16 protein-coding genes are annotated in these 17,702 nt (G+C 34.4%); 8 read left to right on the forward strand and 8 right to left on the reverse strand.

Features of this window, described 5'->3' with window-relative positions; genetic code table 11:
* The first annotated feature begins 206 nt into the window (after positions 1 to 206).
* Positions 207 to 1,613, forward strand: coding sequence for an alpha-amylase (locus tag ACFE0M_RS14950; protein WP_434546584.1), 1,407 nt, complete (start codon positions 207 to 209; stop codon positions 1,611 to 1,613).
* A 59-nt stretch (positions 1,614 to 1,672) separates the two neighbouring features.
* Here ACFE0M_RS14950 and ACFE0M_RS14955 read toward each other — a convergent pair whose 3' ends face one another.
* The 7 genes from ACFE0M_RS14955 to ACFE0M_RS14985 form a co-directional block, all read right to left on the reverse strand.
* Positions 1,673 to 2,302 (reverse strand): SanA/YdcF family protein, encoded by a 630-nt coding sequence (locus tag ACFE0M_RS14955; protein ID WP_434546585.1) that lies wholly within the window; start codon positions 2,300 to 2,302, stop codon positions 1,673 to 1,675.
* Positions 2,302 to 2,994 carry a TrmH family RNA methyltransferase gene (locus ACFE0M_RS14960; protein ID WP_434546586.1) on the reverse strand — a complete coding sequence of 231 codons (693 nt, stop codon included), beginning with the start codon at positions 2,992 to 2,994 and terminating at the stop codon, positions 2,302 to 2,304. Before ACFE0M_RS14960 ends, ACFE0M_RS14955 begins: the two co-directional genes overlap by 1 nt.
* A 6-nt stretch (positions 2,995 to 3,000) precedes the next feature.
* On the reverse strand, positions 3,001 to 5,604 hold the full coding sequence (locus ACFE0M_RS14965; RefSeq protein WP_434546587.1) for a DNA gyrase/topoisomerase IV subunit A: 2,604 nt from the start codon (positions 5,602 to 5,604) through the stop codon (positions 3,001 to 3,003).
* Between the two features lies 1 nt (position 5,605).
* Positions 5,606 to 5,935 (reverse strand): hypothetical protein, encoded by a 330-nt coding sequence (locus ACFE0M_RS14970; protein ID WP_434546588.1) that lies wholly within the window; start codon positions 5,933 to 5,935, stop codon positions 5,606 to 5,608.
* Entirely contained in the window at positions 5,932 to 6,549 is a 618-nt protein-coding gene (locus ACFE0M_RS14975; protein WP_434546589.1) for a SatD family protein, read from the reverse strand. The genes ACFE0M_RS14970 and ACFE0M_RS14975 overlap by 4 nt, the downstream gene beginning before the upstream one ends.
* A gap of 50 nt (positions 6,550 to 6,599) precedes the next feature.
* The gene (locus ACFE0M_RS14980; RefSeq protein ID WP_434546590.1) at positions 6,600 to 8,459 is read right to left on the reverse strand and encodes a DNA topoisomerase IV subunit B; all 1,860 of its coding nucleotides are present in this window, start codon (positions 8,457 to 8,459) and stop codon (positions 6,600 to 6,602) included.
* 224 nt (positions 8,460 to 8,683) lie between these two features.
* Positions 8,684 to 9,145, reverse strand: coding sequence for a hypothetical protein (locus ACFE0M_RS14985; protein WP_434546591.1), 462 nt, complete (start codon positions 9,143 to 9,145; stop codon positions 8,684 to 8,686).
* Between the two features lie 131 nt (positions 9,146 to 9,276).
* Here ACFE0M_RS14985 and ACFE0M_RS14990 point away from each other — a divergent pair, with 131 nt between their 5' ends.
* The 7 genes from ACFE0M_RS14990 to ACFE0M_RS15020 all read left to right on the forward strand — a co-directional run bounded on the left by ACFE0M_RS14990 (position 9,277) and on the right by ACFE0M_RS15020 (position 17,339).
* Positions 9,277 to 10,521: a sterol desaturase family protein gene (locus tag ACFE0M_RS14990; RefSeq protein WP_434546592.1), complete on the forward strand. Its 1,245-nt coding sequence runs from the start codon at positions 9,277 to 9,279 to the stop codon at positions 10,519 to 10,521.
* Positions 10,518 to 10,895 (forward strand): hypothetical protein, encoded by a 378-nt coding sequence (locus ACFE0M_RS14995; protein ID WP_434546593.1) that lies wholly within the window; start codon positions 10,518 to 10,520, stop codon positions 10,893 to 10,895. Before ACFE0M_RS14990 ends, ACFE0M_RS14995 begins: the two co-directional genes overlap by 4 nt.
* 40 nt (positions 10,896 to 10,935) lie before the next feature.
* Entirely contained in the window at positions 10,936 to 13,257 is a 2,322-nt protein-coding gene (locus ACFE0M_RS15000) for a PAS domain S-box protein (RefSeq protein ID WP_434546594.1), read from the forward strand.
* 201 nt (positions 13,258 to 13,458) lie between these two features.
* Complete coding sequence (locus tag ACFE0M_RS15005) at positions 13,459 to 13,674, forward strand: DUF2191 domain-containing protein (RefSeq protein WP_434546595.1); 216 nt, start codon at positions 13,459 to 13,461, stop codon at positions 13,672 to 13,674.
* Positions 13,671 to 14,042 (forward strand): PIN domain-containing protein, encoded by a 372-nt coding sequence (locus ACFE0M_RS15010; RefSeq protein WP_434546596.1) that lies wholly within the window; start codon positions 13,671 to 13,673, stop codon positions 14,040 to 14,042. Before ACFE0M_RS15005 ends, ACFE0M_RS15010 begins: the two co-directional genes overlap by 4 nt.
* A 141-nt stretch (positions 14,043 to 14,183) precedes the next feature.
* Positions 14,184 to 15,752 carry a GMC oxidoreductase gene (locus tag ACFE0M_RS15015; RefSeq protein WP_434546597.1) on the forward strand — a complete coding sequence of 523 codons (1,569 nt, stop codon included), beginning with the start codon at positions 14,184 to 14,186 and terminating at the stop codon, positions 15,750 to 15,752.
* Positions 15,753 to 15,977: 225 nt separating this feature from the next.
* On the forward strand, positions 15,978 to 17,339 hold the full coding sequence (locus ACFE0M_RS15020) for a transglutaminase-like domain-containing protein (protein WP_434546598.1): 1,362 nt from the start codon (positions 15,978 to 15,980) through the stop codon (positions 17,337 to 17,339).
* A gap of 63 nt (positions 17,340 to 17,402) precedes the next feature.
* Here the strand turns inward: ACFE0M_RS15020 and ACFE0M_RS15025 are convergent, their stop codons facing one another.
* The gene (locus ACFE0M_RS15025) at positions 17,403 to 17,693 is read right to left on the reverse strand and encodes a hypothetical protein (protein ID WP_434546599.1); all 291 of its coding nucleotides are present in this window, start codon (positions 17,691 to 17,693) and stop codon (positions 17,403 to 17,405) included.
* Positions 17,694 to 17,702: the final 9 nt, after the last annotated feature.

Raw genomic sequence — 17,702 nt, forward strand, 5'->3', positions numbered from 1 at the left:
ACTTATTTGTTGTTGTTTTTTTATAAAGACATATAAAAATATAATTTTTCCATTATTAAGCCTGTTCAAATACATATAAAACTAATTTAGATTGCACTATTTTTCGCAATCGAAACCGCAATCGTTTTCGGAATTATTATTCGTAAATTACTTTTATTTTAGATTTATATTAAAGTAATTAGACTTTCAACCAAATAATATACTTTATGAAACGATTAATTGCACAACGAATTTTTGGATTATTGTTAATAGCAATAATTGTATCTTGTTCAGATGATACTAAGCTCGAAGAACAGCATAGGCACTCGAACAAAAAAGCCACCGATCCATTTACGGATGTAACTCGAACGGATGAAAACGCCAATCAAAGAAATCCAGGACCTGGGGGCGGCATCATTATGCAGGCATTTTATTGGAATGTACCTGCAGGTGGCACATGGTATGAAAATATTGAAAGTAAAATCCCTGAATGGGATGCGGCTGGTGTAAGTGCCATTTGGCTCCCTCCTGTTTCCAAGGCTATGAATGGGGCATATTCTATGGGCTATGATCCTTTTGATTACTTTGATTTTGGTGATTACAATCAGCAAGGATCTATTGAGACAAGGTTTGGGTCTAGATCTGAATTGGAAAGCTTAATCAATACTGCCCACCAATATGATATAGATGTTTATGCAGACATTGTATTGAACCATAATAGTGGAGGTGATTTAGAATCAAACCCTTACACAGGAACCGACACCTATACAGATTTTAATCCAGCATCTGGAAAATTTTACAGATCTGCCAGCGATTTTCATCCTAATGCAGTTGTCGGCAGCGATGAGGGCGTTTTTGGTGGTTTTCCGGATTTAAGCCATTCAGTTACCTATGTTCAAGATTGGTTATGGAACCGAAGTGATGGTGTAGGAAAATACTATAGAGATGAATTAGGTTTCGATGGCTGGAGATTTGACTACGTAAAAGGCTTTGGTGGCTGGGTAGTCCGTGAATGGATGAATAATGTAGGTGGTTTTGCCGTAGGTGAATACTGGGATGGAAACGCACAACTTCTCCAAGATTGGGTGAACAGTACCAATAGAACGTCTTCTGCATTTGATTTCGCATGTTACTACAGAATGGAAGAGGCTTTTGATGGCAATGACTTAACAAAATTGCAAGGTGATATGCTATGGAAAAGGGATGCTGCAAAAGCTGTGACATTCGTGACCAATCATGATACGGATGAGATTTGGGATAAAATGCATGCTTATGCCTATATTTTTACTCATGAAGGTTATCCTACTCTTTTTTATCAAGATTATGAAGAATGGTTAGATCAGGATAAGTTAGAAAACTTAATGTGGATTCACAGAAACCTAGCCACGGGTGGAACAGATATTCTTTATGCAGATAATGATGAATATGTTGCCAGAAGAAATGGGAACCCAGGTATAGTGGTATATCTTAATGATTCTAATCAGTGGTTAGAAAGATGGGTACCTACTAACTGGGGAAATTCGGTCATCAAAGATTACACAGGTAATTCCAATTGGGAACCTACCACACAAAATGACCAATGGGTAAAAATTCAATGTCCGCCAAATAGTTATACAGTATGGTCACTGAAATAATTTTATTTTAGTCGTTCCGAAGTCACCCAAATAAATTGGGTGGCTTTTTTAACTATTCATCATCTTGAATTTTCTAAATTGATGTAATGATTGTTTAAGATATATAAATCCAATAAGGCTTTTGGACGAGCAAAAAATTCTCGGATGGTTACTTTTGTGGAAGAATAAACAGGGACTTCCGCAGCTGGATAGGCTATGGCGTCCATTTCATAATACTGACTTATATAAAGCGCTCTAAAAGCATGAAATTCTTGGGTGATGATGGTTACATCCTCATGATGGAATAATTCTTTACACCTATATACACTCTCAATTGTACGTAAACCGGCAGTATCAATGGATATGACCTTTTCCGGGACCCCTTTTTTCATTAAGGCCTTTTTCATATCACTAGGCTCATTATAATATTTGGTTCTATTATCTCCACTCAGCAATAAACCTTTTACTTTTCCCTTATGATAAAGTTGCGCGGCCGCATCAATTCTATTGTCAAAAAAACTATTGGACTCCCCATTGATATTTCTCTTGCTGGTTCCCAGTACCAATGCTATTTCCTTAACGGGAATGGAATTTATGTCCTCATATATATAATCATTCGTTTTTGAAATAATAAAAACATTGGAAAATATGGCAAATACAATTGCGGATATTATAAGGAATAAGCCAAGGCGGATAGAAAATCTTATCATTACAATTTATCAGGTTCAAAAGCCTTAACGAAAAATTTTTCATAATCGTCAGGTCTGGCCATACATTTTTTATACCACTGCAAACGATAATCATCTTTAGTTCGCTCATCGAATTGCCAATTTTCTACGAATGACCTTATTTTAGAGATTAAACTGTAAAATGTGATGCCTGCAGCAACGGATACATTATAGCTTTCTGTAAAACCATGCATAGGAAGACGAACAAATTCATCAGCCATGGTTTTTGCTTCCTCACTAATCCCATCTCGTTCATTTCCCAATACAATTGCTATTGGTTGGTCTAAAGACAAGTCTTCTGGGGAACAAGCTTCTTTATTTGGACTTGTGGCAACAATTTTAAACCCTTTTGATTTTAAATCTTGAAAAACATCTTTTGTGGGAGTATTACTATCAGGATATTGATGAACATCTACCCATTTTATAGCACCTCTACTTACACCTCTTCCCAATTTGAAAACATTTTCATTCTCAATAATATGATAATGTTGAATACCTAGACATTCTCCAGATCTAATGATTGCATTGGCATTATGAGGGTCTCTGATATCTTCCAAAACCACTCTCAAAAAATCAGTTCTGTTTTCAAGAACAGACTCTATAAATTGCTTTCGTTCTTCAGAAAGAAATTCTGCAAATTTTTGAGTGAGAAAATGATTTAATTCAGCTTTCATTTTATTTTAGAATAAGCCTAACTGCTCTTTATCATCATCTACATCAAATTCAACAGAATCCCCAGTTTTATATTCCTTAGCTTTCTCCTCTTTTTTGCTTTCTAATAATTTTACTTTTGTGACATCATATTGAGAAAGTTTATTACCTATTGCTTTCCATCCCTTAACATCAATTAGCATATCAAAATCATAGATTGCAGATTCTTTTTCCCTGCCTTTTCCCTTACGGAATTCAATCTCTACTTGCGGATCCTTATCGGTGGTCACTAATGTAAGTGTAGATTTTTTATGCTCAGAGATAAAGACAAATGACTTATTTAATGTGCGAGTTTCAATTTGGAAACGCTTCACATAATAATTTTTGGATGCCCCATCATAATAAACACAAGAAATCACTTTATCCGGATCAAATTTCTCAATTAACAAGACTTTATCACCATCAAAGCGATTAGTCAACTCGTAATTACTCAATTCGTAAGAACCGTCCTTATTGATCACCAAAATGTTATCATCGCCATGAAATGAGCCAATTAATTGTCCTCTTTCATCAGTATTAAGTTTACCCACCGATTGGTCATAATAGATTTTCAAGCCACCAAAACTACTTTCACCCAGTAATTTGAATTCAATTTTCTTCACGGGATATTTGGTCAATATATTACCGCCAGCACCCCTGCCTTTTATTTCCAATTCTGCAAAATCAAAATCAAAAACCTTCACTCTCGCTCTACATGAGTTAGATAATTTCACATTAATCACTTCCGATTCTCCATTCGGACGAGCTTCCAAATACAATACTTTAGAACCTTTTGCTCCTTTGGTAAGGTCATATTCACGATCTCTAGTGACAGATAATACTTGGAATCTTTTCACCATGGTTCGGCCAGTCTTTCCATCCAAATATGCTGCATTATAAACCCTGCGTTCATCATTTTTTCTGAAGATATCCACATGAATAATATCTTTGCCGACAAATACCTTCTCTTCAATTCTCACAACTTTATAAGTTCCGTCTCTTTTGAAGGCAATCACATCGTCCAGATCCGAGCAGTCTGTTACAAACTCATCTTTTTTCATGCCATAACCAATAAATCCTTCAGACCTATTGACATAAAGTTTCTGGTTATTAGCGGCCACTGTATGCGCTTGGATATTATCAAAACTTTTAATTTCGGTTTTACGCTCTTTGCCTTTTCCGTACTTCTCTAATAGTCCTTTATAATAAGCTATAGCATATTCAGTCAAATGTTGTAGATTATGCTCCACTTCTTTCAACTCTTCTTCCAATTTGCGCATTAACTCATCGGCTTTGAACTTATCAAATTTAGAAATTCTCTTAATTTTGATTTCCGTCAAGCGGATGATATCGTCTTGGGTAATCTCCCTGTAAAACTGTGGTTTAAATGGTTCTAAACCTTTGTCTATCGTTTCTAGAACGGCTTCCCAAGTTTCGCATTCCTCAATATTTCGATAAATCCTATTTTCGATAAAAATCTTTTCTAAAGACGAGAACAAGATTTTCTCCATCAATTCTCCTCTTCTAATCTCAAGTTCACGTTCCAATAAATTGAGCGTATCCTCAACATTCTTTTTTAGAATTTCATTTACTGGCAGGAAATGAGGTTTATCTTCAATAATAACACAGGCATTGGGTGAAATAGAAACCTCGCAGTCAGTGAAAGCATAGAGTGCATCAATGGTGATATCAGGTGATTGTCCTGCCGCTAATTGCACTTCTATCTCAACATCTTTGGCAGTATTATCAACTACTTTCTTGACCTTTATTTTTCCTTTGTCATTGGCTTTTATGATAGATTCTATCAAACCAGTGGTAGTGGTACCAAAAGGAATATTTTTAATTAAAAGCGTACGCTTCTCTCCTTCTTCAATTTTAGCCCTTACTCTGATTCTACTACCTCTTAATCCTTGATTGTATTCAGCGAAATCAGCCATCCCTCCTGTTGGGAAATCAGGATAGATTTCTACCTTTTTGTTTTTCAACACATCTATACAGGCATTGATCAACTCTATGAAATTATGCGGAAGGATTTTGGTGGATAAGCCTACAGCAATCCCCTCAACTCCCTGAGCTAATAATAATGGGAATTTTACGGGTAAAGTAACGGGTTCCTTTTTCCTTCCATCGTAGGAAAGTTGCCATTCAGTAGTTTGCGGATTAAAAACCACATCCAAAGCAAATTTTGATAGCCTGGCCTCAATATATCTTGGTGCTGCCGAACTATCCCCTGTTCTAATATCTCCCCAGTTTCCTTGGGTTTCAATTAGAATATCTTTTTGGCCCATGTTCACTATCGCATCCCCAATGGAAGCATCACCATGGGGGTGGTATTGCATAGTCTGTCCAATGATGTTGGCTACCTTATTGAATCGCCCATCATCCATTTCCTTCATGGCATGCATGATCCGTCTCTGAACAGGCTTAAAACCATCTTCATTGGCAGGTACTGCCCTTTCAAGGATTACATAAGAAGCATAATCCAAAAACCAGTTTTCGTACATGCCCGAAACTGCAATCACATTATGTAATTTGTCCTTATCTTCTCCGTTTTGGTTGTTGTTTGGTTCTATATTTTCGTTATTTTCTTCCATCTTATTCTGTTAAAAGAATATTTTGTTCAATCAATAATGTATATAATATGGCTAAAGAAACTGAGACTAAATTTCCAATAAAATAATAATCGTTGGAAATTTTAGACTCATCTTTAATTCTTGTTGCAATTTTTAAAGCTGCAAATAAAGTTAAAACATGGGGGTAACCCACTAAAAGTGAAAAACAAATAAAAGCTCTTTCTAATATACCTTTTAAAACACTTGCTAAGCTGATCTTATCTTTATTGTATTTCGCTAGTAACCAAAAAAACAGAATACTAATAAGTTCCGCTATAATAATGACAAATATAAATATCAGTCCAAAGTTCACTTTAAGTACAATTTAATGAGCTCCTTTGCCACTTTGAATTCCTTCAGATTTAGACTTTTCTCTTTTCTCCACATACTGGAATTATCTTTTTGAAATATTTCAGCTACTGATTTATAGTTTTTTCCTGAAAGAAATTCAAATGCAATTAATTTTTCCGTATCTGACCATTTCTGATAAAAATGATCGTAAAGTAAAAATGATTTATTAAACATTTCATTCTTCAAAGCGCCATATCCAGAAATATTAAATCTTTTCTGTTCCTCTTTTCCATATTGCAGATTTTCCCTTGCCAAAGTCAGCCCCTTACCTAACATACCATGAGCGATATATTCATTTACAGGAGTTTCAATTTCACCTAATTGCAATGCATATCTTAATTGATAATCTGCTTTTAATAATTCTTGGTCAAGATAAAAAACCAGATCAATAGATGTTCTTAAATCTATCACAACTCCCTGAAATTCATCTCCCAAAGTAATAGTCAAAGGAGAAATAATTTGCTCTTCAAATAACTTATTTGCCTTCTTAATTAAAATTTTAAAATTTTCCATCAATTCAGCTCCTGAATAATCAGAACTATTGATGATATCAGCCATTATAACATGATTTTTCATATTGTAAATATATTGCAAAATATACTTTATTGCAATTTTTTTACAATAAACTAGACCTCTGCCAATTCCTCTTCCAAATCTTTCTCCACTCTTAGTTTATCAATTATAAACTGTTGTCTTTCAATGGTATTAGTTCCCATATAGAAAGTTAAGAGGTCTTTTATCTTTGTTTGGTTATTTAAGATTATGGGATCCAACTTTATATTTTCATTGATAAATTCACCAAACTCTTCAGGTGAAATCTCTCCTAACCCCTTAAATCTTGTGATTTCGGCTGATTTACCAATTTTTTCTATAGCTCTTATTCTTTCTTCATCAGAATAACAATAGAGGGTTTCCTTTTTATTTCTCACCCTAAAAAGTGGCGTATCTAAAATATATAAATGACCATCACGGACTAAATCTGGAAAGAACTGTAAGAAAAATGTCATGAGCAGTAACCTAATATGCATGCCGTCCACATCCGCATCAGTTGCGATAATCACTTTTCTATAACGAAGTCCTTCAAGACCTTCTTCTATATTCAAGGCATGTTGCAAAAGGTTGAATTCCTCATTTTCATACACGAGTTTTTTCGTCTTACCATAGCAATTTAGTGGCTTACCTCTCAAACTAAATACAGCTTGTGTCTGTACGTCTCTTGATTTGGTAATAGAACCTGAGGCAGAATCTCCCTCAGTGATGAAAATCATGGTATCATCCTTTCTATCATGCTTATTATCATCATAATGCACGCGGCAATCTCTCAATTTTTTATTGTGGAGATTAGCTTTTTTAGCTCGTTCGTTGGCTAGTTTTTTGATACCCGCCATGTCCTTACGTTCCCTTTCAGACTGCATGATCCTCTTTTGCAATGCCTCTGCAGTTTTAGGATTTCGATGCAAGAAATCATCCAATGCTTTCTTTACAAAATCATTGATGAAGGTCCGCATGGTAGGACCATCTGGCGCCACATTTTGAGAACCTAATTTTGTTTTGGTTTGGGATTCAAAAACGGGTTCCTGAACACGAACAGCCACTGCAGCCACTATGGCCTGTCTAATATCAGAAGGATCATAGTTTTTACCATAAAAATCACGCACGGTTTTTACAATAGCTTCCTTGAAAGCGGTTAAATGCGTACCTCCCTGCGTGGTATTTTGACCATTTACAAAAGAATAATACTCTTCGCCATATTGATTCGCATGGGTCATGGCCATTTCAATATCATCCCCTTTCAAATGAATGATTGGATAGCGATTGGTTTCTTCATCAGATTTTCGATCCAACAAATCCTTCAAGCCATTGGCTGAATGAAATTTTTCTCCATTAAAGTTGATAGTTAAACCTGAATTCAGGAAAGCATAATTCCACATTTGCTCTTCCAAAAAACCCGGAATGAAGTGGTAGTTTTTAAAGACTGTTTCATCAGGCTCAAATGCAATGAGCGTACCATTTCTACCACTGGCTGAAGTCACTTTTGCATCATTGGTCAAAATTCCTTTTTGAAACTCAGCTACTTTGGTTTGCCCTTCACGGAAGGCCTGTACCTTAAAATAATTGGAGAGGGCATTCACCGCTTTGGTACCCACTCCATTTAATCCTACTGATTTTTGGAAAGCTCCCGTGTCGTATTTACCGCCTGTATTGATTTTGGACACACAATCCACTACTTTACCAAGTGGAATGCCTCTTCCGTAATCTCTGACTTCAACTCTTTGGTCGGTAATTTTAATCTCTATTGTTTTACCAAACCCCATCATGTGTTCATCAATGGAGTTATCAATCACTTCTTTCACCAGAACATATATACCGTCATCAGGGGAAGAACCATCTCCTAATTTACCAATATACATACCAGGACGCATACGAATATGCTCCCGCCAATCCAGTGATTTTATACTGTCCTCATCATATTGAAATTCTGCCATCGTATTTATGGATTGAAAAGTTTATGCTTACTCAAATTTTAAAATTACAAAGCTTTTTCTAATTGTAAAGCTTTTTGGATTTTGTGCTATCCGTTTTTAGACACAAAACCATTCCTAAACAGATAAAGTCCTACATCAAGCAAAGCCAATAAAATATTTGAATATGAGTTGATTAAAGTGATTTGAAATTCATTTTAATCAGCAAGAAAAATAATTGAAAAAAATTATTTATTTCTTCTTAAAATAAAAGGCAACCAAAGTACCCAAAAGAAAATCACCAAAAGACTTACTATGATCAAAGGTAAATAACCACTTTGGGTTAAACCTTCTTCATTGTTCACGAAAATAAAAACTGTTAATAAACTGGCAAAAAATAAATTGAATGTTCCAGCCAAGCTTCTAGCCCATGAGGCTAGAGTATTTCTTGCTTTTTCATTTTTGAAATAAAAATTAGGACCAAATGGTTGACTTTTGATAACAATGGCTAAAGCAACACAGATAAGTACAATTATGATGGGGATGATTAAACCAGTATAAAATAATGTATTGTTACTGAATTGGATTTTATTATCTAACAACTTGATTTTCACTACAGATAACTCTGCAAAATATGCATAAGTATAAAATAAAACCGCTAAATAAGCTATGCTTGTACCAATTAAAAAAGCCCTTGAAATCCTTTCCATAATTTTTATTTGCTCGCAAAATTAATCGGATTCATGAGTATTTCAGCATTTTTTCGAGGAAGTTTTTATTCAAAATGTTATATTTCGAAACGAAGCAATATTTATTATTGTTTATTCATAAATAAAACAAGATGGATTTTAACCCAATTATATTATCAATCCCTATTTATTTTGCCCTCATAGGGATTGAATTACTTATTCAAGCTGTAAAAAGATATAGGATTTATAGATTAAATGATGCGATTACCAACATCAGTTGTGGTATAACACAGCAAGTAACTGGTATCTTTTTCAAAATACTGAGTGTAGCGGCCTACCAATGGGTATTTGAAAATTTTGCTTTATTTTCCATTGCTCCCACTTGGTATAATTTAATATTATTATTCATTTTAGCAGATTTCTTTTATTACTGGGCGCATAGAAAAAGTCATGAAATCAACCTCTTTTGGGGTGGTCATGTAGTCCATCACCAAAGTGAGGATTATAACTTCTCAGTAGCACTGAGACAAGGCTCATTTCAAATTATTTGGACATTCTTCTTTTATTTTCCTTTGGCTATTTTAGGTTTTGATACCTTAAGTTTTGTATTGATGTCTGGTTTGGTGACCGTTTATCAATTTTGGATTCATACAGAAACCATTGGGAAAATGGGCGCTTTCGAATGGATTTTCAATACGCCTTCACATCATAGAGTGCACCATGGTAGAAACCCAAAGTACATAGATAAGAATCATGCGGGTGTTTTTATAATCTGGGACAAGATGTTTGGCACATTTCAAGAGGAAGAAGAGCGACCTACCTATGGTATTACCAAACAAACGGCCAGCTGGAATCCTGTTTGGGTGAATTTGCAACATTATGTGGAAATGGGAAAAGGAATCAAGCAAATGAAAGGCTTTAAAAATAAATTGAAATACATTTTCTATCCTCCAGGTTGGCAACCAAAGGAAATGGGAGGTCAATTGGCCATTCCTGAAGTTGATCCTGAAAATGACCAAAAATACGATAAGCAAACTTCCGGGGCATTTAGTTTATATGTATTGGTTCAGTATATCATAATTTTAGGAGGTACTGCCCTATTTCTTTTTAATGCTGATAAATTTAATATTTGGGAACAAGTATTAGCTGTCTCATTAATAATTTTGGGTGTAACCAGCTTGGGTGTGGTTTTGGAAGAAAAGAAATATTCCTTCGGTTTAGAAATATTTAGAGTATTAGTCACACCAATCGTACTAACATTTGTATTGCTTCCTACAATAGGTAAAATATTTATGGTCGCAATATTAGCTTATGGAGTAATTTCATTTGCTTCATTAATATTTATTAAAAAATCTTACTCAACAGTCAAAAAACCTACTACTAAAACAATTTCATGAACTTATATCGCATAATCCCATTTGCATTTTTAATTTTTATTATAGCATGTGGAAAATTACCCGAACTCGAAAATATTGACCAAAAAAAATGGAAAAACGATAAAAATGGCTGTTTAGAATATAGAATTGAAGTTGTAGAGGCATTACTTTCTCAAAAGGAAAAATTAAAAGGCTTGTCACAAAATGAGATGATCAGCCTTTTGGGAACTGCAGATAAGCATCAATTATATGAAAGAAGTCAGAAATTTTTTATCTATTATTTAGAACCTAACGAAAATTGTGACCAATACTCGGAAGGTTATATAAAAGCTTTATATATTCGTTTTAATTCATTGGATCAAGCAATTGATTTTAATATACAAGAAGTAAAATAATTATAAATAGATTTTTTAAACGCAACATTAACAGTTTATCATGGCAAATTGGAGAAGAAAATTGTACGACTGGAAAATTAGAAATTTAGCCTATTCAATGGGCTTGGGCATTTTACTTCTGGCCATCGCTATTTATTTGGTAATATCTCACACGGGTGTAAATCAACAAAGCTTATTGAGAACCAAAACACTAGGGAATTTAGATAATATAAGTCTTCCGTTGGCACCCCAATATTTGGCTGAAAATAAAGAAAATATCAGTTCAAATATCAGGGAGGTAGAAAGAATATTGTTTGCCTATACCAAAGGTGGGCAATTGGGCACTGATAAAATTGAAGTAAAAACGCAAGCTGAGATTAAGTCGGCAGTTGAAGATTTAATAAAATATTGGAGCCCTTTAAAAGAAGAACTCTATAAAATTCAAGATGGTGAAAATTCTATTGATGATGCACGTTCAGAACTCGAGAAAAAATACTCGTTATTCATAAAAGAGTTAGGAAAGGTTGAAAATTTAGTAGAAAGAGTAAATAAGGAAGAAGAAAAGAATGAGACTTTCTACACTATTCTTCTATTTGTTTATATTTTATTATTGAGTTCGTTTATTTATTGGATAGTAAAATATTTAATTCTCAATCCTATTTATAAAATATCATTATCAACAAGGGAATTAGCCAAAGGAAATTTAAGCAAAAAGATTGAGTATAATAGTAAAAATGAATTGGGCTATATAGCTCAGAATATAAACTCAATGGCAGAAATATTAAAAAATGCCACTGATTTTACCACCAAAATTGGAGAAGGCAAACTTGACGCAGAATACCAAGGATTAGATGAAAACCATGATAATTCATTAGCTACTTCCCTACTTCAAATGAGAGGAAAGATGCAGGAATCTGCCAAAGCAGATAAAGAGCGTAGTTGGGTCAATGAAGGCTTGGCGAAATTTGCGGATATCCTGAGAAATAATAATGATAATATTGAAGAACTATCTTACCAAATCATCTCCAATTTGGTGAAATTCATGGAAGCCAACCAAGGCGCTTTATTTGTATTAACAGAGCCTGAAGATGAAAACGAAGAGGTTAAAATCATCTTGGAATCAGCCTATGCTTATGAAAGAAGAAAAAGGATTAAGAAGGAAATTTCCATAGGCGAAGGATTAGTTGGACAATCTGTGCAAGAAGGTGATAAACTGTATTTAACGGAAGTTCCCGAAGATTATGTAGAAATAAAGTCGGGATTGGGGGACACACTACCTAGATGTGTTTTGATTGTTCCGCTTAAAATCAACGATGAAACCAAGGGAGTTGTGGAAATAGCCTCCATACAAGAAATTCCTCCCTATAAAATTGATTTTGTAGAAAAATTAGGGGAAAATATTGCCTCTACCATTGCCAGCACAAAAACCAATGAACGCACTAAAAAGCTTTTAGCTGAATCTCAAGAGATGACTGAGCAAATGCGTTCGCAGGAAGAGGAAATGCGTCAAAATATGGAGGAGATGGAAGCCACCCAGGAAGAAATGGGCAGGGCTCAAACCGAAATGGCTGAAAAAGAGGCTAACCTTAACGCATTAATCAACAACACTACTGATTCTATTATTTTAATCGATACTGATTATAAAATCATTTTGATGAATGATGTCATCAAAAATAGATATAAAGGCACGCAGTATGAAAAAATGAAGGAAGGTAGCAATGCGCTTGAAATGCTAGGTGATGTAAGAGATGAATGGAAAGGCTATTATGATCGTGTTTTCAAAGGTGAATTTCTTTCGTTTACTATTAAAAGTAGTGTTAAAGGAGAAGATTCTTATCGTCATTATGACATACATCCTATCAAACAAAAAGATGGCACCATAACGGGTGCTTCAGTATTCTCTCGGGATATTACCAAAGAGAAACAAATGGAAATGCAAAGGGAAGAAAACGCTAAAAAATTAGCGCAGAGGGAATTTGTATTGAATGGCATGATCAACAATACTGAAGACACCTATTTTGCAATCAATACCAATTATGAAATCCTAGTAGTAAATGATGTGCTCAAAAATAGGTTCAAAGAGTCAGGGGTTGATCTAAAACCTGGCTTGAGCATTTTAAGTATTCTTCCTGAAGACCAATTGGAAAAATGGAAAGCCCGTTACGATAAAGCACTTGCAGGTGAAAAATTAAGAATCGAAGAAGAAAGAGAACTAAAAACGGGGAACTTAACCATAGAAACTCGATGTGAACCTATTCTTGATGATAAAGGACAGGTAATTGGTGTTTCAACTGTTTCAAAGGATATTACCGAACTTAAAAAAGCCCAAGAGGAAAAGGAAAAACTGCAAAAGGAATTGGATAAGCTTAAAGGTAAAAAGTAACTGATTCTTTTATTTCTGATTTTTGCATTTACCAAAACCTGTCAGGTTTGCACATTAAATTAATGATAAAATAATGTTAATATTTTACTTCTTTAATTTTTAAAAACCTGACAGGTTTCTTTCATATTTCAATACTTACAACATTTTTAATATACGATAGATTATCGTATATTTGCTATTGAATCAAACAATAATAAAAATATGAAAGTAACAGCCTTAATTCCAGATGAACTAATTGAAAAAGTGAAAGCTAAAAGTGGTGGTAAAAACATTACTGAAAGTCTGATAATTGCACTTAAAGAGTATCTTAATGAAAAAAAGGTTGATGATCTTATCAATCGAGTTAATGAAGAGCCTATAGCTTGGAACAAAAACTATACAGCAGAAGGTATTCGCAAAATAAACAGAAATAGATGATTATAGTGGACACTTCTGTTTGGATTGAATATTTAAAGGGAAACGAACATTATCGCAATGTCTTACCCAAATATCTGAAAGATAAACATGTAGTGGCCATTAGTGCTGTTTTTGGTGAATTACTGCAAGGGGTAAAAAATAAAAGAGAACATGAAATCATCATGGGTTTTTGGGAGAGTTTACCTAAATTAAATGAAGAGGATTTGTTTATTGAAGCTGGTAAACTTTCTCATGAATATAAGCTTTATAATGCTGGTGTAGGTTTAATTGATACCTATCTACTGGTTGCTGCATTGAAAAATGATTATGCGGTTTGGAGTTTAGATAAGAAATTAAATAAGGCTATTGACATTATAGAACAGCATTAGATTATAAAAGCTAAAATAAAAGACAAAACCCTTAGAAAGTTTTACGCTAAGGGCTATTCAATTTCATTCTATAACAAAATTTTAAGGTTCCATTACTTCTTATCAATTTATGAATATATTGTATATTAATTAATGGATAGAATGGATTTAGATTATGATTACATTATAATAGGAAGTGGTTTTGGGGGATCCGTAAGCGCACTCAGGCTTTCGGAAAAAGGCTATAAGGTATTAGTAATAGAGAAAGGCAAATGGTATCAATCAAAGGATTTCGCTAAAACTAACTGGAATTTTAGAAAATGGTTCTGGATGCCGGCCATCCGCTTTTTCGGAATCATGAAACTTACAGTTTTCAGACATGTAGCAATACTGTCAGGAACTGGAGTAGGAGGAGGATCTTTAGTATATGCAAATACATTACCCATTCCCAAATCTACTTTTTACAAGACAGGGACTTGGGCTAAACTCAATGACTGGGAAAATGTATTGAAACCCTATTATACATTAGCCTATAAAATGTTAGGTGCCACACCAAATCCAGAATTATTCGATGGAGATTTAGCCCTTAAAAAATTAGCTCAAGAAAGAAATATCAGCCATCAATTCGAACCCACAAAAGTAGCAGTCTATTTTGGTGAAGCAGGTGTAGAGGTAGATGACCCTTATTTTGGTGGTAAAGGGCCTAAAAGAACTGGTTGTATTCATTGCGGAGGATGTATGACAGGCTGTAGATACGATGCCAAAAACACTTTGGATAAAAACTACCTTTATTTAGCCCAGCAAGAAGGTGCAAAAATTTTGGCAGAACAAGAGGTAATAGATGTAATGCCAATAGGTGAAAAAGATGGTTCCGATGGCTATCAGGTTGAAATTAAATCGAGTACAAAATTCATTAAAAAGAAGAAAAAGATTAGTGCAAAAGGCATAGTATTTTCTGGAGGTGTAATGGGTACGGTTAAACTTTTATTAAAGCTTAAAAAAACTGGTTCTTTACCATTATTATCAGAAAAAACTGGTGAAGAAATCAGAACCAACAATGAAACCCTGATCAGCGTTTCCAGTCTAAAGAAAGACATCAATGTATCAAAAGGCATCGCCATTGGAAGTATTTTACATGTGGATGAAAATACCCATTTAGAAGTTTGCCGCTATTCGGAAGGTTCTGGTGCATGGAAGCTTTTGCATTTACCATTATCTGAAGGCAATACCATATTTAAAAGGATCGCCAATACAATCATAAAGACGTTGAAATCACCATTACGATATTTCAAAAGTTATTGGCTCAGTAGCTGGTCTAAAAAAACTGTAATTCTCCTTTTCATGCAGTCTGTGGACAGTACTATTAATTTCAAAAGAGGTTGGTTTGGACAAATGGTTTCTAAATTAGGAAAGGGAAAACCGCCAAGTCCTGACATCCCAGAATCAGCTAGTCTTACCAAAGAATATTCAAATATAATTAATGGGAACCCCACGACTTTTGCATTAGAAACATTGGCAGGAATACCATCTACCGCCCATATTTTGGGAGGAGCAGTCATGGCAGAAAATAGTTCGGAAGGAGTTATTGATAAAAATAATAAAGTTTTTGGCTATCAAAATATGATGGTGATTGATGGCGCCATGATATCAGCCAACCCAGGAGTAAATCCTTCTTTGTCCATTACTGCTATTGCCGAACATGCAATGGAGCAAATTCCTGTAAATAATTAACAATTGATTTTTATCTAAATTATTATGTTTATTATGGAGATAATATCACACGGCTTTGTTTAAAGTTATGAATATGACAAAGTAGAGTTAATAGATAAAAATTGAATTATCTCTTGAATATTTAAGTTGTTCCTTGACCCATTATCACCAAAACATTTAAGTAAATTAGAAGTTTCAATGAACCTAAATTATTTATTAATTTTATATAAATAAAAAATAGATTGTATGATTAAAAACACCTCACGCCTATTCATCTTTTCTATATTACTATTGGCTTGTCAACCCAATGAGCAAAAAGAAAGTGCAAGCGAAGAAAAATCTAAACCAGTTCCAAAAGTTGATATAGCAGATATCGAGACAGGAATTAAATCCTATATAGACAATAAAACCAAAGAAGCTGATGGCTATTTTCATGTAAAAGATGAGAATAAGGAATTAAGGTTGAAACTTGTTCGTGTGCATACAGAATATTTATCGAACCTTGGTCCCAATCGCCACTTTGCCTGCGTAGATTTAGCCGATGAAAATGGAGATGTTTATGATGTGGATTTCTTTATGGAAGGAAAACCAGGAGCTATGGATGTTACCGAAACTACGGTTCACAAACTCAATGGTAAGCCATTTTACAGCTGGAAACAAAAAGAAGATAAAACATGGCATAGAGTACCGATTGAATCCGCCTCCAATGAGTTATTAGGAGTGATTGAAGGAGAAGATGAATTTGAGTTTTATTATGAAACCACTTTACCTAAAATTGAAAAGGAAGCCAAGGTATGGATACCCATAGCTCAATCGGATAAATTTCAGGATATTGAAATTAAGCGCATGGAAATTCATGGTGAGGATCAAATGCTATCTGAAAAAGAGTATGGTAATAAAATTTTGTTATTGAATTTAAATAAAGAGGATAGTAAAAAGCCAATAAAAATAACTTACCACGTGAAAAGAAAGGAAAAAAGTGCATATCCAGAGAAAAATGTCGATCTCAATAAATATTTAAGTGGAAATGTATTGATGCCTGTAGGAAATGAACGATTTAAAGAAATAGTAGCAGAAGCTACAGCCGGAAAGGAAAATGATAGTAAATTGATTCAAGCCAGGGCGATATATGATTATATCATTGACAATATGCGATATGCCAAAAATGAAAAATACGGTACAGGTGATGCGGTTTACGCCTGTGATTCCAAAACCGGAAATTGTACTGAGTTTCATTCATTATTTATTTCACTGGCTAGAACTGCCAATATTCCAGCTCGTTTTGCCATTGGAGCAGGTATCCCTTCCGATAGAGATGAAGGAGGCATTGATGGATACCATTGCTGGGCAGAATTTTACGCTGAAGATAAATGGTGGCCCGTTGATATTAGCGAAGGTAATAAATACACTGCTTTAGCAACTTATTATTTCGGGAGACATCCCGCCAACAGAATTGAGTTTACAAAGGGAAGAGATTTACAATTTGAACCATCTCCACAATCTAGCCCAGTGAAATTTATGGCTTATCCTATTTTTGAAGTGGATGGGGAAAGCAAGGTCAGTAATGCTAAATTCAGTTTTCAAAGGATAAAAACAAAAGAGATTTAAAAATTGGCATTAAAAAAACCCGAATTTTTGAAATTCGGGCTCTTTTAATGAGTAATCCGTTAATTAATTTTCAGGATGCTCTCCACCTTCTTCCTCAGAAGGATGTTCCTCTTCAGATGATTCCTCTTCACTAGGATGTTCTGAACCTTCATCATCAGAAGGATGCTCATCACCACCATCGGATGGGTGCTCATCTTTTTTCTTTTCCTCTTTTTCCATTACTTCTTCTGTTGCTTCATCATCAGAAGAAGCTTCTTTCTTTTTATCACCACATGAAATTAATGTAGCTGACAAGAAGAAAATTGCTGCTAAAGCAATCAGACTAAGGGATTTTAATTTTTCTAATACTTTCATAGTTTGTTA

Origin of the sequence: Marivirga sp., assembly GCF_051117495.1 — a bacterium.
Classification (GTDB): Bacteria; Bacteroidota; Bacteroidia; order Cytophagales; family Cyclobacteriaceae; genus Marivirga.